We start from the raw sequence: 24,743 nt of genomic DNA, 5'->3' as shown, positions 1-24,743 counted from the left end.
AAATTGCTACATTGTTATATTTTAAATAAGGACATTAATATGAATGATAATAAGAAGGATGATGATCCAACTCATTTAGAGGAGGTACAAATAGGCGAACAAAAACTCTATCGTGGTAAAGGTGGCGATTTACATCAATTAGCTGATGCTAGTACAGTAGTTCTAACCACCCAGCAAGGCACGCCAGTTGCAGACGATCACAATTCCTTAAAGATTGGGACCCGTGGCTCTACTTTATTAGAAGATTTCATTTTACGTGATAAGCTGTTCCATTTTGATCATGAACGTATACCTGAACGAGTAGTACATGCCCGTGGATTTGGAGTCCATGGTTACTTTGAAAATTATGAATCTCTAAGCGATCTTACGCGTGCCCATCTATTTCAAAAAAAAGGTGAAAAAACACCCGCTTTTGTACGTTTTTCAACTGTAGTTGGAAACAAAGGTTCAGCCGATTTAGCACGTGATGTTCGCGGCTTTGCTGTTAAACTCTATACTCAAGAAGGTAACTGGGATATCGTTGGGAATAATATTCCGGTCTTTTTTATACAAGATCCTATTAAATTTCCTGATCTTGTTCACGCAGCTAAAGATGAGCCCGATCGAGGTTTCCCCCAAGCACAAGTTGCACATGATAATTTCTGGGATTTTATTTCTTTAACACCAGAATCAATGCATATGATCATGTGGATTATGTCTGATCGCACGATTCCTCGTTCCTTTCGTTTCATGGAAGGATTTGGTGTTCACACCTTCCGTTTAGTTAATCAGCAAGGTCAGTCTACCTTTGTAAAATTCCATTGGAAACCTAAACTGGGTATGCAATCTGTTACCTGGGATGAAGCCGTTAAAATTAATGGCGCTGATCCTGATTATCATCGCCGTGATTTATGGAATGCCATTCAAACAGGTAATTTCCCTGAGTGGGAGCTTGGCATGCAATTGTTTGATGAGTCTTTCTGCGAGCGCTTTCCTTTTGATGTATTAGATGCGACTAAAATTATCCCTGAAGAAGAAGTGCCTATTAGGCCTGTTGGGCGCTTAGTTTTAGACCGTTGTGTAGATAATTTTTTTGCTGAAACTGAACAAGTTGCTTTTTGCCCTCAAAATATTGTTCCTGGCATTGATTTTACTGACGACCCTCTATTACAAGGTCGGAATTTCTCCTACCTTGATACCCAATTAAAGCGCCTAGGTAGTCCTAATTTTACTCATTTACCAATTAATGCTCCTAAATGCCCTTTTGCGCACTTTCAGCAAGATGGCCATATGACCTTTATTAATCCTAAAGGAAGAGCTAATTATAATCCTAATTCCTGGGGAGTAGGCCCGCGAGAGAGTCGACAAATCGGCTTTAGTAGTTATCCTAATCATGAAGAAGGGCCTAAATTAAGAGTAAGACCTGAAAAATTTGCCGATCATTACAGCCAAGCACGCCAATTCTATTTAAGCCAAACAACCATTGAACAAAAGCACTTAAGTGACGCATTAGTGTTTGAACTAAGCAAAGTTGAAACAACTGAAATTCGTACGCGCATAGTTGCTCATCTATTAAATATTGATCAAGAATTGGCTCATACAGTAGCAAAAGGTTTAGGTATTGATCCATTACCTAACCCAGCGCCTGCTGCTAAACCTACTTTACAAAATCTACCGCCTTCAAGTAAATTAAGTATTTTAAAAAATACGCCTAATAGTTTTGCTGGGCGGACTGTTGGTATTTTACTATCAGATGGTGCTGATGCACGTCTTTATACAAAGCTTGTCAATGAGCTTATGGCTGAGGGCGCTTTATCTTTTATTATTGCACCTCATATTGCAGGTGTTACTTTAAGTGATAATAGTAAGGTTAAAGCCAATGAAAAAATTGGTGGTGGACCTTCGGTTTTATATGATGCTGTCGTTCTTTTAATTGCTGAACAAGCTACAACAGAGCTACTTAATTTGCCTAAAGTACAAGAGTTTATAAGTGATGCTTACCTGCATTGTAAATTTATAGGTTATGCCAAACACTTACAATCTTTGTTAACTCAGATGGGTTCTATCAAGCAGTTAGATGATGGCTTTGTTAATTTAATGGATGAAAATACCATACCACAATTTATTAAAACTTGCCGCAAGCTGCGGTACTGGGAACGTCATGTTTAATTAACAAAAATTGCTAATTAATCTTTATACTTGCTCTAAGCTAGATAGCTTAGAGCAAATCAGTCTTACCTATACTTAGAACCTTCATTTATCAATTTACTTCTAGACTATACTAATTAAGTAATGCCTTTCTATGTATTTATTTAAGGCCGATGTTCCATTAAATCGTAAATAACATTCAATTTATCAATACTTTTTAAAAGGAATTAATTATGAAAGCACTCTGTTGGCATGGAAAGCACGATGTAAGGGTTGATACGGTTGATGATCCTAAAATACTTCATGATCGGGATGCAATTGTTCGAATTACAGCAACAGCAATCTGTGGTTCTGATTTGCATCTGTATAACGGCCTAGTACCAACGATGGAGTCCGGCGATATTTTAGGACATGAATTTATGGGCGAAGTTGTTGACGTAGGTAAAGGCAATAGTAAATTAAAAGTAGGCGATCGCGTTGTTGTACCTTTCCCTATTGCATGTGGCGAATGCTTTTTTTGTAAGAAAAATTTATTCGCTTTATGTGAAAATTCAAATCCTAATGCTGAAATTGCCAAAGAAAGAATGGGGCACTCACCAGCCGCTTTATTTGGTTATTCACATATGTTAGGTGGCTTTGCAGGTGGACAAGCAGAATATGCTCGTGTTCCGTATGCTGATGTAGGGCCAATCGTCATTCCGGATGGCTATAGTGATGAGCAAGTCTTATTTTTATCTGACATTTTTCCTACAGGCTATATGGCTGCTGAAAATTGTAACATTCAACAGGGTGATACCATCGCTGTATGGGGTTGCGGACCTGTAGGGCAATTTGCAATTCAAAGTGCTTGGATGCTAGGAGCTGGCCGTGTCATTGCTATCGATTGCGTTTCTGAGCGCTTGGAATTAGCGGCAACTTGGGGGAAAGCGGAAACTATTAATTTTGAGGAAAAAGATGTTTATGAGGAATTAATGACCATGACGAAAGGAATGGGACCTGATGGATGTATAGATGCTGTGGGTACTGAAGCACATGCAGGACCTAAATTTGATGCTATGATTGATAAAGCAAAACAAGTTTTACGTTTAACTTCAGATAGGCCACGCTGCTTAAGAGAAGCGATTATGTGCTGTCGAAAGGGTGGCACTATTTCTATTCCTGGCGTCTACATTGGTTTTGCTGACAATATTCCTTTTGGCGCAGCGATGAATAAAGGCTTGACTTTTAAAATGGGACAAACACATGTTCAACGTTACCTTCCTTTATTATTAGCAAAAATTATGGATGGTAAAATTGATGCAACGAAAGTGATTTCACATCGAATAACACTTGATGAAGCGCCGATTGCTTATGAGAAGTTCTGTGAAAAAGAAGATGGCTGCATCAAAGTTGTCATGACGCCTAATTATCATTAATCCATATAATGAGCCGCCCTTCATTTCATAATGAAGGGCAGATTGATGAGTAATTTAGTTTAACCCTTTTAATCCCAAGTTAGGCCAGGTTATACTCAAATAACTAAGTTATAACTAATTATCTTAATGATTAAATTTTCTACAGGAATGAGTTACCTTTTATTGGGTATGGTAAATTTACCAACAAAAGGTCTTAAACGATTTGTAATCCTACCCATTTTCTTTAATCTTCTTGTTTTTATTAGTCTTTTTTATCTCCTCTATCATTACCTTTTTCCTCTATCTAGTTACTATATTAATCAGTTACCTTCTTGGTTAAGTTTCTTAAGTACCATTTTTATGATTTTTTTCATCTTAAGCTTCTTTCTCTTGTTCTTATCAACGTTTACTATTGTATTTAACCTGATAGCCGCGCCTTTTAACGGCATTCTAGCCGAGCGTGCCCAGTATTTACTACGCAACCAAATAATTCCTGAATTAACCTATTCAGAAATTACAGTTCGTACCATTAAACGCCAAATCCAATTTATCAGTTATTTCTTTCCCCGATTTCTTGGTATATGCTTTCTATTTTTTATACCTTTTATCCATCCTTTTTTTCCTTTTATTTGGTTTGCATTCAATTCCTGGATTTTAAGTATGCAATATCAAGATTATGCCATGGATAATAACCTAGTGGATTTCAAAACTATGCGTCAATTAATGAGACAAAATAGAGAGGAATCTTTGGGTTTTGGTTTTCTGATTAATTTAATTAGCTTCATACCTATTTTAAATATAGTTAGTATGCCTGCTGGCGTCATAGGTGGGGTATTGATGTTTTGTGATAGGCATAGCCAGAAACTACCGCCTATATTAATTAAAAAGCAATAAGCTTTCTTAGAACAGAGGTAAATTTAAAATAACTTAGAAAATAAAATATTTATTTTAGTGAAGAAAACTATGGAATATAAAGACTATTATAAAATAATGGGGCTTGACAAAAATGTGAGTCAAGAAGAGATAAAACGTGCCTATCGAAAACTTGCGCGTAAATATCATCCGGATGTAAGTAAAGAACCTAATGCTGAGAGTAAATTTAAAGAACTAGGTGAAGCTTATGAAGTATTAAAAGATCCGGAAAAGCGAGCCAAGTATGATCAGTTTGGGCAATACTGGCAACATCCTGATGCTGGGACCTCACGTGGGCAGCATGGGCAATCTAGCCATCAATACTCACACTCTTTTGATCAAGGAAGTGCTGCCGATTTTGAAGATTTTCTTAATAGTATTTTTAGGCAGCGCCAGCAACAAGAATATGATTATTTTGAGGAGTCTTTAGATATTCATGCTAAAATAACTATCAGCCTTGAAGATAGCTTTCATGGTGCTGAAAAAACTTTACAGTTGCAAAAACCTGTAATGACTCAACACGGCTGGCCTGAATATGAAACACGGGCCATCAAAGTAAGAATTCCTAAAGGTGTTACAGATAAACAACAGATTCGCTTAAAAGGCCAAGGCAATAAAGGTAGAAAACATCACAAGGGCGATTTATATATCGAAATTAATATTGCTCCCCATCCTTGGTTTAAATTAGAGAAAAAAGATATTCATTTAGAGCTACCTATAACGCCTTGGGAAGCAACGCTAGGCGCGTCAGTTCAGGTACCAACCTTAGGTGGGCCGGTGAGACTTAAAGTACCTAAATTATCCCAGACAGGAAAGCAAATGCGACTTAAAGGTCGAGGCTTGCCAGGCAATCCGCCAGGTGATCAATTAATTACTTTAAAAATTGTTATTCCTACAACCGAAAATAGTGAAGTTAATAAATTATATGGACAAATTGCTGCATTAACGAAATTTAATCCCCGTCAAAGTTTAGGAGTAAGTGATGACTAGAAATCAGAATGAAACTCAATTGCCTGAATGTGAGGAGCAATTTTATTTATCCTTGCAAGAGATCACCTATTCTTTTGGGGTTTCACAAGCAACTATTTTAGAAATCATTGATGAAGGTATTGTTTCTGCTAAAAAAGATGAGAAAAACGAACTGCAATTTGATCACGAAGCTTTTCGACGTATTCGTACTGTTTTAAAATTAAATAAGGACTTAGGCGTTAATTTAGCCGGTGCAGGCCTTGCCCTAGAATTATTAAGTGAAATTGAGCGCCTACAACATTTGCTTGAGAGAAAGTAATATGAAATTATTATTTTTCATTTATTACTGAGTATTGTCTCCTGCCATTCTCTAAAGATAGACTTTGCAGAACATTAAGGATTAAAGATAAGGAATTATTTAATGAAAAAAATAACAATTTTAATAAGCTTACTCTTTTTAAATTTAAGTTACGCTGATGAACCAAATAAACAGACACTTAAAGAATACTGTGAACTGTCAGGTGGTCAAGTTGAACGTATGCCAGCCCAGTTTAATACTAAAACAGGTTTAGTTGAAGGCTTTAATAAAGATTTTTGTACTTTCAAAATCGATGGTGGCTTTATTGCTGTAGGTTTAGCTACTTTTGCAGCGACAGCTCCTAATATTGCGGCAACCTTAATTAAACAACTACCCCCTATTTCTCACGACTCTCCTTTATTTAAAGGCAAATATGCAAATCCTTCTCTTAATTTTTGTAAAAATATAGGAGGAGCAAGTATTGCATTTCTAGTATCAAGTGGCGGTTTTAGTAATGAATTAGGACAGACAGATATCTGTGTTTTTGGCGATGGCTCAATGGTAAGTGGATGGTCCTTAATTTATATTGCGAATGGTAGAAAAGGATACCATTTAGTAAGAGATAAAATAAAAGCCGAGCCTTTAGCTATTAAAATTCCTAGTTAGTATTAAAAATTATCTAATTAGCATTACTTTTAATGCCATAAAAGAGACAGACTCTTTTACGGCATTAAAACTCAATTTTAGCCCTTATCTCTCATCACAAACTGTATAGTACCCATGCCGGTATGGATTACTACGGGCTCTGAATATATAGTCACGGCAATATTGTCCACGCTCATCTCGATAACGCTTATCTAAACGAAAAGCAAAATCATTAAAATTCATATCCTGTTGCCATTCACGTTCTTGTCGAGCGCGGTCTTGAGCATCCATCTTGTTTAAGTATTTACTAAGCTTACTAGCATAACCAATAGAGACAAAAAGAGTTGCTAGAAAAGCCATAAGAAAAACAATTTTTTTAACCATAATACTCTTAAATAAACCAACAGGGCTAATATTAAAACATAAAAATAAAATTTAAACAAATTGGGTTAAAAACGCTTGATAATAACTAGTTAAATAAGTTGCTCCCACCCTATGCTTACCTCCCACGGCTTGTCCGCGGGATCTAGTAAGGGATTAAATCGTAGATTCCGCGAATAAGTCACGAAATGTAGATGGAATAGGATAATGTAAAGCAAAGTCATTAAAATTCATATCCTGTTGCCATTCACGTTCTTGCCTAGTCCAGTCTTGAGCATCCATCTGGTTTAAGTATTTACTAAGCTTACTAGCATAACCAATAGTGACAAAAAGAGTTGCTAGAAAAGCCATAAGAAAAACAATTTTTCTAACCATAATATTCTTAAATAAACCAAAAGGCTAATATTAAAACATAAAAATAAAATTTAAACAAATTGAGCAAAATAAATTGATAATAGGTAACATGAGTGCAGTGGAAAAACCTCAATCTTGCCTACATGCCTATATTCCGCGGCTTATCCGGTATTGTTTCTTAAATAAAGAGGCACCATTTTAAATAACTAATGTCATTCCGCGAGGCATTGTTGCGTAGATAAGAAAGAGTAATTACAGATAGTTGTAGCCTGGTTGAAACGAAGTGAAACCCGGGTTTCGGCCCTATGGGCCTGCACCCAGGCTACCTCTTTTTTTTATAAATTTATCCACGCAACAATGCCTACCCGCGCAGGCGGGAATCTATTCATCAATTAGCACGGAGATCAATTTTTAGATGGATTCCAGCCTGTGCGGGAAAGACATTTATACTGCAATAGGCGCTTTTATAGTAGGGTGCGATTGATAATTTTTAAAACTAAAGTCTTCAAATTTATAGTCGAATAAGGATGCTGGACGACGATGAATAACTAGCTCAGGTAAAGGGAATGGCTCTCTTTCTAATTGAATCTGAGCTTGCTCTAAATGGTTTTTGTATAAATGGCAATCACCACCTGTCCAAATAAAATCACCAACATCAAGATTACACTGCTGAGCAATTATATAAGTTAGTAATGAATAAGAAGCGATATTGAAGGGAACACCTAAAAAGACGTCAGCAGAACGTTGATATAACTGACAAGATAATTTTCCCTGCGCAACATAAAATTGAAATAAAGCATGGCAAGGCATTAAAGCCATTTTATCTAACTCACCAACATTCCAAGCACTAACAATAAGACGCCTTGAATCCGGATTAGTTTTAATTTGTTCTAAGAGTTCAGCTAATTGATCAATGGTGCGGCCATCAGATGTCGGCCAACTACGCCACTGTCGCCCGTAAACAGGACCTAAATTACCTTGCTCATCGGCCCATTCATCCCATATGGTAACACCATTTTCATTTAGATAAGCCGTATTGGTATCACCACGTAAAAACCACAATAGTTCATGAATAATACTACGCACATGTAGTTTTTTTGTAGTTACCAGTGGAAATCCTGTCGCTAAATTAAAACGCATCTGATAACCGAAAACAGATAATGTACCTGTACCTGTCCGATCTGATTTCTCGATACCCTGTTGTAAAATATGTTTTAATAACGCTAAATACGTTTGCATCGTCTATTCCACCATAACCAAAATCCTGCGGCAAGCATAGGAATTGATAATAACTGTCCCATGGTTAGCCAATTAAAAGCGATGAATCCGATTTGTACATCCGGCTCTCGGAAAAACTCAATAATTAAACGGCTACAAGCATAACCAATTAAAAAAATAGCAGACACACAGCCATGGGGTCTTGGCTTTGCAGCATACCACCAAACTAAAATAAATAAGGCAATTCCCTCTAAACCAAATTCATAAAGTTGAGAAGGATGACGAGGCAGACCATCTGAATGTGGAAAAACCATAGCCCAAGGAACATCAGTTACACGTCCCCATAGCTCACCATTAATAAAGTTCCCTAATCGGCCAGCAGCAAGTCCTAAAGGCACTAGCGGTGCTACAAAATCGCCAACTTCTAAAAAAGACTTCTTTATTTTACGTGAATATAAGATTAGGGCTATAGCAACACCTAATAATCCACCATGAAAAGCCATTCCGCCTTCCCATAATTTAAAAAATATTAAGGGATTACTGATAAATTGTTGGGTATTATAAAATAGCATATATCCTAATCTACCGCCTAAAATAACACCGAGAGCGGCATAAAAGATTAGATCACTAATTTGTTCACTTGTCCAATTCAAATGATAATGTTTGACACGCCACTGGGCTAAACACCAAGCAGCTGTAATCCCAAATAAATACATTAAACCGTACCAATGTACTCTTAACGGTCCAATAGAAAATGCAACCGGATCAATAGTAGGATAAGTTAGCATATTCTTACCTCAAGTTATTTGCAGAATTTCGCCAAATTGCCGGTAAAAACTAATTACCTCTTTAAGATATCTAAGGTTAAATACTTACATAATAAAAATTAAATAGCTTTAATATTATTAATTATGACGCAATAAAACTACAATGCTAATTGGATACTTGTTATAAGTAAAATCAAAATAAAAACATATTCTAAATGTTTTGGTGAAAGAAGATAAGTAAGTTTCACTCCCCACCAAGCTCCAAGAATACTAGGCAGAGCAATACATAATACAGCTGGCCAATACACATAGCCAGTACTATAAGCTGGAAGTGTAGCCTCAGAAAGACCAATTATCATAAACATGATAGTCCCAACAATAGCTGCGGTCATAATGCATAAGGCTGCTATAGGCGTGATTTTTTTTATATCCAAGCCACAGTAAGAGAGATATGGAATAATAAGTACACCACCTCCAATACCTAATAAACCAGAAATTAATCCAATAAAAAAACTAATTAAAATATTTAAGCCAGTGGAGGGATAATGTAGTGTAGGTTGTTTGAGCTTAAGGTTAAATATTCTCTCCATAGCAATAAGCAAAAGAAAAAAAGCCAGTATTCTTTCTAACCAAATAACCGGTAAATAATTAGATAACAGCACGCCAACAAAAGTACCAAGAAAAATACCTAGTGCTAGCTTGAGATAAGTCCACCATAAAATGGTACCTCGCCGATAATGCGCCCGCACCGTTGCTTGTGAAATTAACAGAATAGTTGCAAGAGAGGTGCCTGTGGCTAAATGAATAGCTAAATCTGCGGGCATTTTGCCTATATATTGGAAAATAAAGAGTAAAGCGGGCACAATAATAATCCCGCCCCCAATACCTATCATGCCTGACATTAAGCCTGCGACAATACCAGTAAAACTATAAAGGAAAGTAGTCAAAATCATTATATTCTGCCAGCTCTAATTAAGCCACCTAGACCTTCATCTTCTAATGCTTTTTGTAAATAAAGTCTTATTTCAACAGCATGTTCTAATTCCAATACATCAGCAAGCACCTTTCGTGCTTTAGCTAAAGAAATATTACGAATTACCCATTTTACCCGAGGTAGGCTGGTAGAATTCATACTTAATGTATCAAAGCCCATAGCGATTAGTAAAATCACAGCCAATGGATCACTAGCCATTTCTCCACAGATACTTACTTCAATTCCCGCTGCATGACCACCTTCTATAATCTTTATGAGAGAACGTAACATCGCGGGATGAAATGAATCATATAAATTAGCTACGCGAGAATTGTTCCTATCCACAGCCAATAAATACTGAGTTAGATCATTACTTCCTACTGAAATAAAATCAACGCGCTTGGCTAAATCTTTTGCCAAATAAACAGCCGCCGGTACTTCAATCATTACACCCAGTTTAGGTCTCTCAATTACACAGCTTTCTTCTAGTAGTTCTTGAAATGCTTGTTCAATTAAAAGTGCGGCTTCCTCCACCTCACTTAAACTGGTAATCATAGGCAACATAATGCGCAGATTATTTAGATCTTCACTCGCTCGCATCATTGCTCGGACTTGAATGAGAAATACATCAGGATGATCGAGCGTAACCCTTATACCGCGCCAACCTAAATAAGGATTATCTTCCTGAACAGGAAAATAAGGTAAAATTTTATCGCCGCCAATATCCAAAGTGCGCATAGTTACTAATCTGGGCGCAAATGCTTTTAATATTTGGCGATAGATAATATGCTGCTCGTCTTCCGAAGGAAAGCGATCGCGGCTCATAAAAGGAACTTCAGAGCGATAAAGGCCTACGCCCTCTGCACCAACGCTCATGGATAAACCAGCATCCATTGCTAATCCGGTATTAACCTGCAGAGATATTTTAAAGTTATCCAGTGTCTCAGCAGGTTTATCCCGTAAGCTTTCAAGGCTTTGATTTAATTCCAACTCTTCACGAGCTAGTTTTTTAAATTCAGCAAGTAAAGCGCGCGAAGGAGAAACATAAATATGACCTAGAAAGCCATCTACAATAACAGCTCGGTTAGATAAAGTTTCTAATTTAAGGCCACGTACTCCCATAATTGTGGGGACACCTAGAGCACGAGCTAAAATAGCTACATGCGAATTATTTGATCCTTTAGCCGAAACAATACCTACCAACTGTCCTTCAGGTACTTCAGCTAGTACAGAAGCTGTAATTTCTTCGCCAACTAAAACCGTGCGTCTGGGATAGGTAATTTCTATTCGCTGTGAGAGTTGTAATTCAGCCAGAACTCGCCGGCCTAAATCTCTAAAATCACTTGCCCGCTCTTGCAAGTATTCATCTTCCATACTTTCAAATTGCTGCACATGTTTACGTATAACAACTGATAAAGCAGCTTGAGCACTTAATTTTTCGGCTTGAATAACGGAAATGACTTCCGCGCCTAAACTTTCTTTATCTAGGATGCGAATATAAACATCGAATAAAGCTTGTTCATCTTCTGCAACTGTTGATTTCATACGCCTACTTAGACGTTGCATGTCTTCACGAGCGGATTGAAGCGCTTTTAAAAAAATATCTATTTCAGCTTCAATATCTTCAACCGTATGACGCGGCACCGAATCAATATCTGCAGGCGCATAAATAACGACAGCACGCCCAATACCGACCCCCGGTACACAGCCAATGCCTGATAAGGCTATATGCGCAGGTGGTTCAGCTTTTTTTGCACCGAAAGGCTTTGGCTGGGTTAATTGAGCTAGCTCCCCTGTCGCTTCTGCATGCGCAATAATGCCACCTAATTGTGCAGCCAACGTAATTAAGAACGCTTCTTCTGCATCATCAAAATAGCGTTGTTCTATTTGCTGTACAGTAATAACGCCATAGAGCTTGCGATGCTGGATAATAGGAACGCCCAAAAAAGCATTTAGATGTTCCTCACCTAAAAGAGGATTTTTATGAAAATCAGGATGCAGAGGTGCATTAATAATGTTAATAGGCTCTTCACGCCGGCCAATTAACCCAATAATTCCACTATCTAAGCCTACTCTAACTTTAGATTCAGCATATTTATTTAAGCCTTCTGTTGCGATTAAAACATACTCAGCATGTTTATTGTCTATCAAATAGACAGACACAGCGTCTGCTGCTAAAGCCTTATGCAAACGCTGGACGAGAATAGCTAAAGCCTCAGATAAATGATTGGCGGTTGTAACATCCTGTACAATTCGTTTTAAAATTTTTAACATTTATGAACTATGATTACCTCGCTTGCGGCGCATACCAAATGGCGTGCGACGTTTTTTCAACAGGTGCTCTAACTCTTTCATAGCTTGAGCATAGACTTGTCTTTTAAAAAAAATCACCTGTTCCTGAGGTTCGTGATAATCAATCCACCGCCAACTATCAAATTCTGGCGAATCACTTAAATCAAGACGCACCTTCTGCTCACAAGCAATTAACCTAAGTAAATACCATTTCTGCTTCTGGCCAATTACTAATGGCTCACTTCCATGCCGTAAGTACTGTTTGGGCAGGCGATATTTTAACCATCGCTTCGTTACACCTATAATTTCTATGTCTTCTTTATCTAAGCCTATTTCCTCACGTAGTTCACGATACATCGCTTCAAGCGGCGTTTCACCTGCAATTAAACCGCCTTGCGGAAATTGCCAAGCATCATGGCCGTTACGCCGACCCCAAAAAACTCGACCGGAATCATTAATTAAAATAATTCCAACGTTAAGCCTATAACCGGCTCGATCAATCACCATTTTATTACTATTTACATATAAGTCATTAATTCGTGATTTTTCCATAAAGTGCAAGACTTTGGCAATTACTCTCTATTTTAATTTAAGCACAAGGGATAATATTATACTTTGTATGTAGAGAATTCGTATTTTTTTAAACGAATTTTTGCTAAATTTTTATGTTTACAATTTTGCAATAATTTAATGTTTAAACCAAATCCACTTGCGCCAATTTTTTCCCATATTGCTTTTTTTATTTACTAAATATAAGTAAAATTATCAACTTATTTAAATAATGTACTTTTATTGTTTTTTCCGCCCTAAAATCATTTAATTTACAGTTTTGTAACAACTTATTGGGCATATTTGTTTCACATCACATAAATATTTGCTATGATGCCAGCGATTTTTTCAAACATATGGAGAAAAATTATGGCATTATTTAAATTTAGAACCCCGGATAGAAATTTTATTAAAAATAACTGGAAAACTATTTCTGCAACTAGCTTGGCTCTTTTAGCTGCAGTTGGCGTTGGCGTAACTTGTGCATTCTTCCCACCTGCAATTCCTTTTATTGCTGGCCTTTCTTTCTTCGGCTTTAAAGCTTTCGCAGGCTTAAGTGCTATGTCTGTTATTGCGGCCTCTTTCTCATCTGCTGGAATTGCTGCTGCTGCCGTTGTTGCTGGTTCAGCTATTGTTAATGCTTTAACTAAAGTCTCTAACCTCTTAGATAACTTATTCCGTACTAAGAAAACTCATATTACAGACTTTAAGCGTGAAGAGATTGTTGTCACTGGTAGTCCTTACTCTAGTCGGGCATTAGGCAGTAAATCAGCAAAGGTCTCTATTTTAGAAGAAGAGGAGCCTTTATTACGTACTGATAAGAGTGCTAAAATTGATACAAGCAGAACGCCTGGTGTAACAGTCACACCTAATAATTCTACTTCTACGTCTCGAATAGAAGACTTAGGAACAAGCAGCAACCAATTTACATTCCATCAGCCTGTTCCTGCTGAAGTAAAAACAAATGTAACTGTTAAGAAAGACTCTGAGCTTGTCGTTGGAGAGCCAACTACTACTGCAAGATTAGGTTAATCTCTAAGTTAGAGCATATGTTGAGTTTTGACTCAACATATGCTTTTTTATTCTTCGCTCCATTATCTTATTTTCTGCCCTTCTTTCTAACTAAACTTTCGAATCAATTTGCCATATAAAAAAATTAAGAGTAAGCAGCATTTTGCTAACAAATGAATTATAATCTGTCATTTTCTTGAAAGGATAGGGTTAAAGTATGACTCGCAAATTAGTGGTAACCAGCGCACTGCCTTATGCTAACGGCCCACTCCATCTAGGACATTTAGTTGAGCATATTCAAACAGATATATGGGTTCGTACCCACAAGATGTTAGGCAATAATTGTATTAGCGTTTGCGGAGACGATGCTCATGGCACGCCTATTATGCTAAAAGCAGAGCAACTTGGCATAAGCCCAGAAGAATTAACGACAAAGATGAAACAAAACCATGAAGAAGATTTTCATGATTTTGCCATTTATTATGACTACTATCATACAACCCATTCAAGTGAAAATCAGATTCTAGCTAGTAAGATTTATCAGCAATTACAAGCTAATGGCGATATTGTTAAGAAAACAATACGACAAGCTTACGATCCTGTTAAAGAAATGTTCTTGCCTGATCGCTACGTTAAAGGTACCTGCCCAAAATGCGGTACGACTGATCAATATGGGGATAATTGCGAGGCTTGTGGAGCAACTTATTCAACAACCGATTTAATTGATGCAGTTTCAGCTATTTCAGGCGCAAAACCTATCGAAAAAGAGTCTGAACACTATTTTTTTGATTTACCACGCTACGAACAGTTATTAAAAGAGTGGACTCGCCAAGGTCACTTACAATTAGAGGTAAGTAATAAACTTGACGAATGGTTTGCAGCTGGCTTAAAACAATGGGATATTTCGCGTGATGCGCCCTATTTCGGCTTCCCTATCCCAGGCACTGTAAATAAATTTTTCTATGTCTGGCTAGATGCCCCTATTGGCTATATGGCAAGCTTTCAAAAATATTGTGAACTAAAGGGATTATCTTTTGACGAATACTGGGGAAAAAACTCTAATGCTGAACTTTACCACTTTGTTGGGAAAGATATAGTTTATTTTCATGCTCTCTTTTGGCCTGCCATACTTGCTGGCAGTAATCATCGACTTCCTACAGCAATTTTCACCCATGGTTTTTTAACCATTAATGGCCAAAAAATGTCTAAATCACGTGGCACTTTTATTGAAGCACGTACGTATCTTAACCATCTACATCCTGAGTATTTACGTTACTATTTTGCTGCTAAATTAAATGGTCGAGTTGATGATCTTGATTTAAATTTTGATGATTTTACTAATCGTGTTAATGCTGATTTAGTTGGCAAAGTTGTCAATATTGCTAGCCGCTGCGCTGGATTTATTAATAAATGGTTTGATAATCAATTAGCAGAAAAATTAAGTGAACCTTCACTTTATCAAGAAATTTTAAGTTTACGCGAAACGATTATTGATGCCTATCTACAACGAGACTATGCGAAAGCAATTCGGCAAATTATGGAATGCGCTGATCGTGTTAACCAATATATCGATACGCAGAAGCCTTGGGTATTAGCCAAAAATCCAGAGCAACTCCCTGAAGTACAAACTATCTGTACTATGGGATTAAATTTATTTCGAATTTTAATAACATACCTTAAACCTGTGCTACCTTTAATGGCGGTACAAGTTGAAGCATTTTTAAATTGTGGCCTGCTAACATGGGATTGTTTAGATAAACCCTTACTTAATCATTCTATTAACTTATTTAAGCCTCTAATGGTTCGGGTTGAACGTGATAAGATAGATGCGCTACTTGCTGAAATAAAGGAAAATTTAATTAACGGCCAACAATTAAAACCCGTAGAACAAGTTCAGACAAAATCTATTAGTATTGATGATTTTAGTAAAATTGATTTACGGGTTGCTAAGATTATTGCTGCCGAACCCGTTGAAGGCGCGGATAAGTTGTTGCGTCTTAAGTTAGATTTAGGCGATAGCCAAAAACAGGTTTTTGCAGGTATAAAAACAGCTTACGCCCCTGCTGACCTTGTTGGACGTTTAACAATTGTTGTTGCCAATTTAGCGCCTCGTACCATGCGTTTTGGCGTATCAGAAGGAATGGTTTTAGCAGCCGGTGATGGTAAGAAAATTTTTTTATTACAACCTGACACAGGCGCTTTACCTGGTATGAAAGTAAAATGAGTATTTCAGTAAAAGATATTGATGCAGTATTGCCGCAAACTCAATGCGGCGAGTGTGGTTTTTCAGGTTGTCTACCTTATGCAGAGGCTCTACTACAGGGTAATACCCCTATCGATCGTTGTCCGCCAGGCGGCGTTGAAACAGTCAAAGCGTTAGCTAAGTTATTACACCTAGACGCTAGCCCTTATCTAGCGACAGCTCAAGCTAGCAGACGCGAACCAAGTGTTGCTAAAATAAATGAGGAAGATTGTGTAGGTTGCACCAAGTGCATTCAAGCATGCCCTGTTGATGCCATTGTCGGTAGCGGTAAATTGATGCATATTATTTTAAAGACAGAGTGCACGGGCTGCGGCCTCTGCGTAGAACCCTGCCCAGTTGATTGTATTGAAATGCAGCCCATAAGACAGCCCACCTATAATCGCGATACTGCTCGACAACGCTTTCAGGCTAAACAAGTAAGACAATTACGTGAACAGCACGAGCAACAGCAGCTTTATCGTGCTAAAAAACAATTAGCGCAGCGCACACAACTTGCGCAAGAGCTTGAAGCAAAGCAAAATTATATATTACAAGCCCTTAAACGTGTAAACATCAAAAAAAATCATGGATAATTTAACTCGCCGCGAAATTTTTAAACGCTTTCAAGCAGCTAATCCTAATCCGACGACTGAATTAAAATTTAATTCTGCTTTTGAGTTGCTAATTGCTGTTATCTTATCTGCTCAAGCAACCGATGTGAGTGTTAATAAAGCGACTGATAAGTTATTTGCTATCGCTAACACACCGCAAGCATTTCTTGAGCTAGGTGAAGAAAAATTAAAAGAATACATAAACAAAATTAATTTATATCGAGGAAAGGCTAAAAACATACTTAAAACTTGTCAAACACTACTAGAAAAACATCATGGCAATGTGCCAAAGACACGGGCTGAATTAGAAGAACTAGCAGGTGTTGGCCGCAAAACAGCTAATGTTGTTTTAAATACAGCTTTTAAACAATCAACCGTAGCAGTTGACACCCATATCTTCCGGGTAGCTAATCGTACAGGTATTGCGCCCGGTAAAAATCCACTTGAGGTTGAACTCAATTTACTTAATGTTGTTGATGAGGAATTTATTCTCAACGCCCATCATTGGCTGCTCTTACACGGCCGTTATGTCTGTGTAGCCCGTAAACCACATTGTGGTGTCTGCTTTATTCGTGACTTATGTGAATATAAAGAAAAAACACTATAAAACTTCTAAAGCTTAAGCTAATTAATGTGAATTCGACATAAAGGAGCCTTCGTCCCTTTTATGTCGAATTTACGTTAATTAAATTAAACAACAAAATGTCTAGAAATTAATTTACTTTGGCCCTAGAATAAAATTTCCGACTTCAGCAAGGGAGCATTTATGAGTTGGTGGGACAAGGTAAAAGGATGGACCAGTGCGCTATGGAATAACGATGTGGTTGCTCAGGCAACAACAGATGTTAGCAGCTTTACTTACAATACTATCTTAAAATCTGTTGAGCTTGCGCCTGCAACTATTAAAACTGCTGCCTCAGTATTTACACATACCCAGACTAGGCAAGTTGCTTATCATATAGGACGTATTTTTGTCGAAGATATAGCGCCTTTGGTTGCCGTTAATTATATTTTTGACTCTATAAAAAAATACAGTGAAGATGAATTAATCGAAAAAAACGCCGCTTGGGTAAGTACTAGTACATTCTTACAGACCTCCCTAATTATGCTGCAAGCAGCTTTATGGGTCTACAACGCACGGAGAAAAACTCAAGCTACAGTACGTATGACTGTTGTAGCCATTGAAGCCGCTAAATCATTAAACACAGTTAATAGTGACTTACCGAAGCAAATTTGTATTGACGAAAAATGTGACTTGTTACGTTATGTACGTGGTAATTTTCGTGATCTTACAGCCTTTTGGGCTACAGAAGTAGCCTTATCTTTAGTTGGATACCTCCCACTAGGCGATAAAATTGTGGCAGTTTTATCTGTATTTCACCGCGGGCGTTATGCCTTAACAATGGTATTACCTGACTTATGCCAACGTCACCAAGTAGAATATTTAAAAGAGTATGCAGAGCTGCCGTTAACTTTAGGTATTCATGAGCTAATTTCAACAACCCTACTTAGCTGGGGTATTGAATCATTGACTGGGATACCCATAAAGTATTATAGACCTTTTGTAGCGCAAGCCATGCTTTTGACGCAAATTAGTGTTGCAGCGCACTCCCGTTTACCGCCACCAGTCCTGCAGTCTCAGCGAAAAATTATTGATCCTATCGGAGCCTATCAAAGCTTAATTGGCTTTGTTTTTGACATTGTATCCTCTGGACTTAAAAAACAAATTCCTCTTTTACTTAAAGGGCCGCCAACTGATATTCCTTGGCAAACATTCTATAACTTAGTCAAAGAAGTACAACAAAATTCTTATATCCAAAAAATTGAAACAATTATTTTACCGCGCATGCTTCACAGCTCAGAAGCCTTTATTTCTGACCCTGTTATTCAACCTTACTGGCGATATTTACGTGAACGCTCCATTCTAGCTTTGAAAGCGTTAGAAGATTCAAGTGAAACCTTTTTAACTATTACTAAAGTAGCAACGGTTGATCCTAAAAAAGCAGCTAAATTAATGTTAATTAAAGTCGCGATTTATGATCCCCAAAAAGCTGCTAAGTTATTGTGGTTAATTTTTGGCATACCTAAATCGGTTGCACGAGAAGTATTAAAATTACTTGGTAAGCAAGAGTTTATGCTTGATCTAGGTTCTATGCGCAGAAGACTAGAGGCTTTAGAAGTTAAAAAATCACTCAAAGAGATTGATTTAAGTCCTTTAACACTGCAGTTAAGACAACCCGACACTAAAGAGGAATTAACAATACCTGCACCTACAGAAGATAAAGAGGATGGTAAAAAAGTAGATGCTAAAGCAATAATCAATCCTAGGAAAAACTCTGGCACCAACCCAGCAAAAAATATTATTATTACTACCTTAAACCGACCAATACCCCATAAACAGCCTAATAATTTAATTCGGGCTAAATTTACCCCTCCGTCAACAACTTCTCGAGTGTCAGCAAATAAAGAAGGCTTATTCAACACGAATAAAGGATATAATCAACAAGAAATATCCGAACTTGACTCTATTGATAGTATGACCTTATTTCAATAGAAATCTAAGTCGATAATTATATCAATGCCACAGACATACTGTGGCATTTTCTATTAATATTAGGATTAATTCAGCTACCCCCGTCACTCATGGATGTCATCTTCGTAACAGCTAAACTCTAATCGTACTTACATTAGTTACACTTTAAAAATAAGTTTTAGCTAGATTTGCCAAATAAATAATGATAGTGTTATATTGCCGGACAGTTAATCTAAATTAGATACTTTGCTTGATTAAGTTTTTTTTGTGTAATTCTGCCATTGATCGATGTGAGGTATAAATCTATCTACTGAACCAAAATAAAGAAGAGTTATGCTAGTATTCGGCCAGAACTCCCTGTAAATGATGAGAGGATTAACTCAATACTTACAGAAAAAATAGTCAATTATTCAAGGATTTATTCATTGTAGTTTTAGTAAATGGTTTTTAATATGAATTTAATTGCGACACCATTTTACGATCGTAGGTACATGTCTCTTACATTAGCAATAATAATTTGCTTAATTCTTCTAATCAATGTTTCATTTAAGATCATTGTTATTCATGGTTTATTTTTTACAGCTAACAGCATATTATGTTCTTTAATTGCTGGTTTATACCTTTTAGTATTAAAAAATTGTAGTTTAAAGCAACAACGACAAGTTTTAAATCAATCTTTATTGGCCCTATATTTATTTTCTATTGGCGTTTATCTTTTATTAAATCTACCTTCGATAGAAAATATACGAAATACAATTGCCTATCAAATTGTTTTTGAAGAAATTCCTCGAAAATTTTTCTCTTCAACAACTGCTTTTGGTATTAGTTTCTACCTACCTCATCTTTTATTTTCGTCACGATATTCTCACGTTTTTAATTCACCGCGTAAATGTATGCTACTGGCTCTGTTAGGAGGCTATGCTTTTTTTTCTATTGATTTTTTATTACTTTTTTCTGAGCCATACACTAAGAATTTTGGCTTAATTTATATGGATTCTTTATTAATTACAGCAAGTATTTTATTGCTTATTGGCATAAGTTATTTAACTTATTTGCTCGCTTTACATAATAGTACAACATTTAATAAGCCCGATTATTTTTTTAATCCTTATTATCATTATTTAACGGGTTTAGCCGTTATCATTTTATTAATTTGTTTTGCTTGTGAATATCGCTTAATCGCCTTTGGCGATCATTGGATCATAGCGGCTAATGGTATTTTATTTCCTTTTATAATACTTATCAGTAGTTTAGTAGGAGAATTATTTGGTTATAGAGCTAATTTATATTTAATATTTATTATGATATTGGCTGAATTAGTTTTTGACTTGCTATTTTTATCTACTATTTTATTACCTTCCCCTGATTTTTTTAATTTAAATCCTTATTATTCTTTCATAATGCCAAAACGAATTCCAATGGTGACATTGGCAATCTTATTTGCTTTTAGTAGTAATGCACTTTTACTTGAAAAATTTAACAAAAATAATTATATCACTTCTCGTTTTGTACGTATTTTTGCTGCTAGTATACTTGCCAATACCTTACTTTGTATTATCAACTATACTGTTTTACTTGCTGGAATTTATCCATACGAGGAGCTCTTTAATTTAAGTTTGAGTGGTTGGATTTATAAATTTATAGTTACTCTCCTTAGCCTACCTTTTGTCATTTATTTATACAATAAATTACAAGAAAGCAGAAAATAAAAATTCTAACTTAGCTATATGCTATCCATTTAAATTACACAACGCGCCGTTGGGTGTTTTATTCTTCCTTTTTAATAGGTCTTTTCCAACCAAAGATTGTTTTTTGTGGATTTTCGCATATTGTTAATTCACCGGCGGGAGCATCTTTACGGATAGTACTACCAGCACCAATTGTTGCATAGGCCCCTACTTTAACTGGCGCGACCAATTGAGTATCTGAGCCAATAAAAGCGCCATCTTCAATAATAGTTTGATGCTTATTTACTCCATCGTAATTACATGTAATGGTACCAGCGCCAATATTAACGTGCTGACCTAACGTTACATCACCTAAATAACTTAGGTGATTGGCTTTGCTGCCCTCAGCAAATACTGCTTTCTTAGCCTCAACAAAGTTTCCTATTTTACATTGTCGTCCTAATTGTGTGCCCGGACGTAGACGCGCAAAGGGTCCTATTTGACATTGCTCTTCGATTTTACATTCTTCAAGAACACTGTTGGCATAGATTTCAGATCCAGCGCCTAAAGTTACATTTGAAAGGATACAATTAGGACCAACAGAGCAGCCATCACCCAAAATTACTTCACCATTAAAAATACAATTAATATCAATAAATACATCTTGGCCACAAATTAATTTACCACGTATGTCAATACGATTAGCATCAGCAATAGTAACGCCACTAAGTAATAATTGTTCTGCTTGACGTTGTTGCCAGGTTCGCTCCAATTGCTGTAACTGTAATCGTGTATTGACTCCTTGAACTTCTAAGATATCTTCTGTAGTAAAGGAGTTAATGTTATAACCTTCATTAACAGCAAAAGAAATAATTTCAGTAAGATAATATTCTTTCTGAGCATTATCATTACTAAGCAAAGGTAACCACCGTTCTAAATCCTTAACTGGTAGGCAACAAATCCCGGTGTAAATTTCATTAATTTGCTTTTGCTCTAGGCTGGCATCTTTTTCTTCAATAATCGCTTTTATAATGCCTGCCTGATCGCGAATAATTCGTCCAAGCCCAGTTGGATCAGGTAGTTTTGCTACTAATAAAGCTAAAGAGTTAGTAAGCTTATTAGAGCTTGCCATTTCAACTAATTTTTGCAAAGTGGGGACCTGAATTAGAGGTACATCACCTGAGAGAATTAATACGTTTGAATTAAGTGAAAGATAAGGCAAAGCTTGCTTAACTGCATGTCCTGTACCTAATTGCTGATCTTGTAAAATCCAATTGACTTCTAAATCATTTAGTTCTTGTTTTACCTGTTCACCACCATGGCCATAAATAACATGAATAGCAGCTGGCATTAATTGTTGCGCTGTATTGATTACATGCTGCAACAACGGTATGCCTGCAAGTTTATGAAGTACTTTTGGCTTAGCAGAATACATTCTTTTACCTTGTCCTGCTGCAAGTATAATGATCTCTAGCGACATAGTTACTGTAATTTCCTTAAGCTAATTGGCATCATCCTAGCTGTAAGATACCTGATTTAAGCAATTTGATTTGATATTGCTAATATTAAAATTACTGCTATGATAAAAAAATTGCGCCACAAGGAGTAGTGTAACATGACTATTTTTTTAAAAATAATTCGTAATCACCTAGTTGCTGAGTTAACAGATTATATGGGCAACTCTTCAGCTGCAGATAAATCATTCTTTAATCGTATTTCTCAGTCTTTAAGTGCCGGTCGAGAAGCCACTCTTTCAACTAAAAAGCGTGCTATTGCAGGTCAGTTGATTCATACATTAAATAATCTCGATATTTCTATTCCTGCTTTAACAAAATTACCTATTACAGAGTTAAAAGAAAAAAGCAAGGAATCAAATAACCTTTCAGGGAAAACTGAAATCTCAACTACTTCTGATAGCCTTAACAAGTCTATTCCTCAGGAAGATATCACTGATCAAGCAGTTGCAGATCAAATTATTAAATTATTACGAGACGCCAAAGAAGAAGCAAAGAAAATCAGTGACGCTTTAAATTATGATGAAGGCACATTTGGCCCCTTAATTCTAGATGCAATAGAAGTAATTGAGAAATTTTTAGAAAAGTTAGATGATATGAAGCTAGAAGACATCCCTGATAACTCAGATCCCTATAATAAATTCTGCTTTCATATGGCAAATTACTTATTTAAAAATACCTTAGCTGAGCTACATTCTAGTACCTTAGATAAAATAACAAACAATCCTAAAATAACTAATTCTCGCAAACTTACTCGAGAGAAAGAGGCACTTGTCAAGGAGATGATTAAAACATGTAAGGAAGATTTAGATGGATTAGATAAAAATTATAGTAAGTATAATCAGCACCGGCAAAAGTGTGTTCTAGATAATATAGGTGAACTAAAAAGACGAAATTTATCTAAGGTTAATGAATACGGTATTAATGTGACTGTACCTGTTACCTTTGCTTTTTTCTCTACATTTAATATTAGTGCGCCTAAATTAGGCCCTGAGGCAGGAATGCTTAATGACTGCTTAACTCATGCAGAAAATGAAATAAGAATGGAAAATCTGGAGCACGTAGTAGGGCATATTTCGTCAATTACGAGCCTAAGTTCACCCTAAAGAGACGAAGACCTTGTATGGACTCTAATAAATATTAGCCCGTATAATGGCTTAAGCATTTATACGGGCTCCTAGTATCCCATACACTATTTGCTGAAATGAAAACGCTTAAGTCTTAAACAACTATTAATTACGCACTCAGTTCACCACATAAATTTTTTTCCATTAATTTTTTTAGGCGGACAGGATTAAGATTTTTGCTTAACAAATAGAGTAGTTTGCAGTGCGCCGCTTCAGGTGTCATATCACGACCACTAATTAAACCCACCTGCTTTAATCCATGACTAGTTGCATATTGACCCATTTCAACAGAACCCTGCTGACACTGTGTACAATTAACAATAATAATATTACGGGTACATGCTTGTTTTAGTAGGCTTAAGAACTGGGGATCATAATTAGGCGCATTACCTGAGCCGTAGGTTTCTAAAACTAGACCTTGTAAAGGTTGCTGTAATAAATAAGCTAAAATATCAGTTAAGAAACCTGGGAATAAACGTATATTAGCAATTAAATGAGGAGAAATTTTTTGTAATTGTAATTCTTTTTTAGGTTTAGGCAACAATAGCTTATGATGGATATTGATAGAAATACCAATGCTTGCTAGATGTGGATAATTCGGCGAATCAAATGCTTGAAAGCGCTCGGCACTGATTTTTTGTGTACGGTTACCACGCAATAATCGTTGGTTAAAATAAATGCAGACCTCATGAATTGGCTCATGAGCACATAACCATAAAGAAGTGATAATATTATCAGTCGCATCATTTCTTACTTCTGATAAAGGAATCTGCGAACCTGTTAAAATGACCGGTTTAGCAAGGTTTTCTAACATGAATGATAAGGCAGAAGCCGTATAAGCCATTGTGTCAGTACCATGAAAGACAATAAAGCCATCATAGGATTGATAATGTTTAAAAATATCAGTAGCAATTCGATTCCAATCTGTCATCGTCATGTTAGAAGAATCAAGTAGAGGCGTGTATTCTTTAATATCATAATGAGGCATGTCGGGATGATTTAAGGCAGGAATTTGAGCCAGTGCCTTTTCAACATAGCCTAGTGCAGGTTCATAGCCGCAATTCGTTTTAACACTACTAATTGTACCACCGGTATTTAAAATTAATACTCGTTTCTTCATGTCACTAATTAATTTTTAAAAGATCATAAGTTTACCATA

At 36.4% G+C, this 24,743-nt stretch carries 22 protein-coding genes; 13 read left to right on the top strand and 9 right to left on the bottom strand.

Features of this window, described 5'->3' with window-relative positions; all coding sequences use genetic code 11:
• Window positions 1–39: 39 nt before the first annotated feature.
• From ACQUW5_RS09140 to ACQUW5_RS09115, 6 genes are all read left to right on the top strand, one after another.
• Window positions 40–2,148, top strand: a complete 2,109-nt coding sequence (locus tag ACQUW5_RS09140) for a catalase (RefSeq protein ID WP_444990929.1) — start codon at window positions 40–42, stop codon at window positions 2,146–2,148.
• 212 nt (window positions 2,149–2,360) lie between these two features.
• Window positions 2,361–3,542: a zinc-dependent alcohol dehydrogenase gene (locus ACQUW5_RS09135; protein ID WP_444990928.1), complete on the top strand. Its 1,182-nt coding sequence runs from the start codon at window positions 2,361–2,363 to the stop codon at window positions 3,540–3,542.
• Window positions 3,543–3,668: 126 nt separating this feature from the next.
• On the top strand, window positions 3,669–4,415 hold the full coding sequence (cysZ, locus tag ACQUW5_RS09130; RefSeq protein WP_444990927.1) for a sulfate transporter CysZ: 747 nt from the start codon (window positions 3,669–3,671) through the stop codon (window positions 4,413–4,415).
• Between the two features lie 69 nt (window positions 4,416–4,484).
• Window positions 4,485–5,423: a DnaJ C-terminal domain-containing protein gene (locus tag ACQUW5_RS09125; RefSeq protein ID WP_444990926.1), complete on the top strand. Its 939-nt coding sequence runs from the start codon at window positions 4,485–4,487 to the stop codon at window positions 5,421–5,423.
• Entirely contained in the window at window positions 5,416–5,721 is a 306-nt protein-coding gene (locus ACQUW5_RS09120; protein WP_444990925.1) for a chaperone modulator CbpM, read from the top strand. The genes ACQUW5_RS09125 and ACQUW5_RS09120 overlap by 8 nt, the downstream gene beginning before the upstream one ends.
• A gap of 102 nt (window positions 5,722–5,823) precedes the next feature.
• Window positions 5,824–6,366: a hypothetical protein gene (locus tag ACQUW5_RS09115; protein ID WP_444990924.1), complete on the top strand. Its 543-nt coding sequence runs from the start codon at window positions 5,824–5,826 to the stop codon at window positions 6,364–6,366.
• Between the two features lie 84 nt (window positions 6,367–6,450).
• Here the strand turns inward: ACQUW5_RS09115 and ACQUW5_RS09110 are convergent, their stop codons facing one another.
• The 7 genes from ACQUW5_RS09110 to ACQUW5_RS09080 form a co-directional block, all read right to left on the bottom strand.
• Window positions 6,451–6,729, bottom strand: a complete 279-nt coding sequence (locus ACQUW5_RS09110) for a hypothetical protein (RefSeq protein WP_444990923.1) — start codon at window positions 6,727–6,729, stop codon at window positions 6,451–6,453.
• 153 nt (window positions 6,730–6,882) lie between these two features.
• A complete protein-coding gene (locus ACQUW5_RS09105) occupies window positions 6,883–7,101 on the bottom strand; it encodes a hypothetical protein (RefSeq protein WP_444990922.1) in 219 nt (72 codons plus the stop codon).
• A gap of 423 nt (window positions 7,102–7,524) precedes the next feature.
• Window positions 7,525–8,319, bottom strand: coding sequence for a thymidylate synthase (gene thyA, locus ACQUW5_RS09100; RefSeq protein WP_444990921.1), 795 nt, complete (start codon window positions 8,317–8,319; stop codon window positions 7,525–7,527).
• Window positions 8,304–9,086: a prolipoprotein diacylglyceryl transferase gene (gene lgt / locus ACQUW5_RS09095; RefSeq protein ID WP_444990920.1), complete on the bottom strand. Its 783-nt coding sequence runs from the start codon at window positions 9,084–9,086 to the stop codon at window positions 8,304–8,306. Before lgt ends, thyA begins: the two co-directional genes overlap by 16 nt.
• Before the next feature lie 137 nt (window positions 9,087–9,223).
• Window positions 9,224–10,018 (bottom strand): sulfite exporter TauE/SafE family protein, encoded by a 795-nt coding sequence (locus ACQUW5_RS09090; protein WP_444990919.1) that lies wholly within the window; start codon window positions 10,016–10,018, stop codon window positions 9,224–9,226.
• Window positions 10,018–12,312 carry a phosphoenolpyruvate--protein phosphotransferase gene (gene ptsP / locus ACQUW5_RS09085; protein ID WP_444990918.1) on the bottom strand — a complete coding sequence of 765 codons (2,295 nt, stop codon included), beginning with the start codon at window positions 12,310–12,312 and terminating at the stop codon, window positions 10,018–10,020. Before ptsP ends, ACQUW5_RS09090 begins: the two co-directional genes overlap by 1 nt.
• A complete protein-coding gene (locus ACQUW5_RS09080) occupies window positions 12,313–12,837 on the bottom strand; it encodes an RNA pyrophosphohydrolase (RefSeq protein WP_444990972.1) in 525 nt (174 codons plus the stop codon).
• A gap of 411 nt (window positions 12,838–13,248) precedes the next feature.
• Between ACQUW5_RS09080 and ACQUW5_RS09075 the strand changes: the two genes are divergently transcribed.
• The 6 genes from ACQUW5_RS09075 to ACQUW5_RS09050 all read left to right on the top strand — a co-directional run bounded on the left by ACQUW5_RS09075 (window position 13,249) and on the right by ACQUW5_RS09050 (window position 20,985).
• Window positions 13,249–13,911 (top strand): hypothetical protein, encoded by a 663-nt coding sequence (locus ACQUW5_RS09075; RefSeq protein ID WP_444990917.1) that lies wholly within the window; start codon window positions 13,249–13,251, stop codon window positions 13,909–13,911.
• Window positions 13,912–14,107: 196 nt separating this feature from the next.
• Entirely contained in the window at window positions 14,108–16,114 is a 2,007-nt protein-coding gene (gene metG / locus ACQUW5_RS09070) for a methionine--tRNA ligase (protein ID WP_444990916.1), read from the top strand.
• Window positions 16,111–16,725 (top strand): RnfABCDGE type electron transport complex subunit B, encoded by a 615-nt coding sequence (locus tag ACQUW5_RS09065; protein ID WP_444990915.1) that lies wholly within the window; start codon window positions 16,111–16,113, stop codon window positions 16,723–16,725. Before metG ends, ACQUW5_RS09065 begins: the two co-directional genes overlap by 4 nt.
• Entirely contained in the window at window positions 16,718–17,350 is a 633-nt protein-coding gene (gene nth, locus ACQUW5_RS09060) for an endonuclease III (RefSeq protein WP_444990914.1), read from the top strand. Before ACQUW5_RS09065 ends, nth begins: the two co-directional genes overlap by 8 nt.
• A 159-nt stretch (window positions 17,351–17,509) precedes the next feature.
• Window positions 17,510–19,297, top strand: coding sequence for a hypothetical protein (locus ACQUW5_RS09055; RefSeq protein WP_444990913.1), 1,788 nt, complete (start codon window positions 17,510–17,512; stop codon window positions 19,295–19,297).
• A 431-nt stretch (window positions 19,298–19,728) separates the two neighbouring features.
• The gene (locus ACQUW5_RS09050; protein ID WP_444990912.1) at window positions 19,729–20,985 is read left to right on the top strand and encodes a VUT family protein; all 1,257 of its coding nucleotides are present in this window, start codon (window positions 19,729–19,731) and stop codon (window positions 20,983–20,985) included.
• Window positions 20,986–21,043: 58 nt separating this feature from the next.
• Here ACQUW5_RS09050 and glmU read toward each other — a convergent pair whose 3' ends face one another.
• Window positions 21,044–22,423 carry a bifunctional UDP-N-acetylglucosamine diphosphorylase/glucosamine-1-phosphate N-acetyltransferase GlmU gene (gene glmU / locus ACQUW5_RS09045; protein ID WP_444990911.1) on the bottom strand — a complete coding sequence of 460 codons (1,380 nt, stop codon included), beginning with the start codon at window positions 22,421–22,423 and terminating at the stop codon, window positions 21,044–21,046.
• A 135-nt stretch (window positions 22,424–22,558) separates the two neighbouring features.
• Between glmU and ACQUW5_RS09040 the strand changes: the two genes are divergently transcribed.
• Window positions 22,559–23,563, top strand: a complete 1,005-nt coding sequence (locus tag ACQUW5_RS09040) for a hypothetical protein (RefSeq protein WP_444990910.1) — start codon at window positions 22,559–22,561, stop codon at window positions 23,561–23,563.
• Between the two features lie 130 nt (window positions 23,564–23,693).
• Here ACQUW5_RS09040 and ansA read toward each other — a convergent pair whose 3' ends face one another.
• Window positions 23,694–24,704, bottom strand: coding sequence for an asparaginase (gene ansA, locus ACQUW5_RS09035; RefSeq protein WP_444990909.1), 1,011 nt, complete (start codon window positions 24,702–24,704; stop codon window positions 23,694–23,696).
• Between the last annotated feature and the right edge of the window lie 39 nt (window positions 24,705–24,743).

This window comes from Legionella pelazae, assembly GCF_052527395.1.
The sequence above is the reverse complement of the archived record's forward strand: the minus strand, read 5'-3'. Positions and strand labels throughout refer to the sequence as shown.

What these genes read in the sequence shown, in the direction of transcription:
- metG (WP_444990916.1), top strand. Translation starts at nt 14,108, where the DNA reads ATGACTCGCAAATTAGTGGTAACCAGCGCACTGCCTTATGCTAACGGC.
- thyA (WP_444990921.1), bottom strand. Translation starts at nt 8,319, where the DNA reads ATGCAAACGTATTTAGCGTTATTAAAACATATTTTACAACAGGGTATC.
- ACQUW5_RS09055 (WP_444990913.1), top strand. Translation starts at nt 17,510, where the DNA reads ATGAGTTGGTGGGACAAGGTAAAAGGATGGACCAGTGCGCTATGGAAT.
- ACQUW5_RS09120 (WP_444990925.1), top strand. Translation starts at nt 5,416, where the DNA reads ATGACTAGAAATCAGAATGAAACTCAATTGCCTGAATGTGAGGAGCAA.
- ACQUW5_RS09105 (WP_444990922.1), bottom strand. Translation starts at nt 7,101, where the DNA reads ATGGTTAGAAAAATTGTTTTTCTTATGGCTTTTCTAGCAACTCTTTTT.
- cysZ (WP_444990927.1), top strand. Translation starts at nt 3,669, where the DNA reads ATGATTAAATTTTCTACAGGAATGAGTTACCTTTTATTGGGTATGGTA.
- ptsP (WP_444990918.1), bottom strand. Translation starts at nt 12,312, where the DNA reads ATGTTAAAAATTTTAAAACGAATTGTACAGGATGTTACAACCGCCAAT.
- ACQUW5_RS09115 (WP_444990924.1), top strand. Translation starts at nt 5,824, where the DNA reads ATGAAAAAAATAACAATTTTAATAAGCTTACTCTTTTTAAATTTAAGT.
- nth (WP_444990914.1), top strand. Translation starts at nt 16,718, where the DNA reads ATGGATAATTTAACTCGCCGCGAAATTTTTAAACGCTTTCAAGCAGCT.
- ACQUW5_RS09125 (WP_444990926.1), top strand. Translation starts at nt 4,485, where the DNA reads ATGGAATATAAAGACTATTATAAAATAATGGGGCTTGACAAAAATGTG.
- ACQUW5_RS09075 (WP_444990917.1), top strand. Translation starts at nt 13,249, where the DNA reads ATGGCATTATTTAAATTTAGAACCCCGGATAGAAATTTTATTAAAAAT.
- glmU (WP_444990911.1), bottom strand. Translation starts at nt 22,423, where the DNA reads ATGTCGCTAGAGATCATTATACTTGCAGCAGGACAAGGTAAAAGAATG.
- ACQUW5_RS09040 (WP_444990910.1), top strand. Translation starts at nt 22,559, where the DNA reads ATGACTATTTTTTTAAAAATAATTCGTAATCACCTAGTTGCTGAGTTA.
- ACQUW5_RS09140 (WP_444990929.1), top strand. Translation starts at nt 40, where the DNA reads ATGAATGATAATAAGAAGGATGATGATCCAACTCATTTAGAGGAGGTA.
- ACQUW5_RS09110 (WP_444990923.1), bottom strand. Translation starts at nt 6,729, where the DNA reads ATGGTTAAAAAAATTGTTTTTCTTATGGCTTTTCTAGCAACTCTTTTT.
- lgt (WP_444990920.1), bottom strand. Translation starts at nt 9,086, where the DNA reads ATGCTAACTTATCCTACTATTGATCCGGTTGCATTTTCTATTGGACCG.
- ACQUW5_RS09135 (WP_444990928.1), top strand. Translation starts at nt 2,361, where the DNA reads ATGAAAGCACTCTGTTGGCATGGAAAGCACGATGTAAGGGTTGATACG.
- ACQUW5_RS09080 (WP_444990972.1), bottom strand. Translation starts at nt 12,837, where the DNA reads ATGGTGATTGATCGAGCCGGTTATAGGCTTAACGTTGGAATTATTTTA.
- ACQUW5_RS09065 (WP_444990915.1), top strand. Translation starts at nt 16,111, where the DNA reads ATGAGTATTTCAGTAAAAGATATTGATGCAGTATTGCCGCAAACTCAA.
- ACQUW5_RS09090 (WP_444990919.1), bottom strand. Translation starts at nt 10,018, where the DNA reads ATGATTTTGACTACTTTCCTTTATAGTTTTACTGGTATTGTCGCAGGC.
- ansA (WP_444990909.1), bottom strand. Translation starts at nt 24,704, where the DNA reads ATGAAGAAACGAGTATTAATTTTAAATACCGGTGGTACAATTAGTAGT.
- ACQUW5_RS09050 (WP_444990912.1), top strand. Translation starts at nt 19,729, where the DNA reads ATGAATTTAATTGCGACACCATTTTACGATCGTAGGTACATGTCTCTT.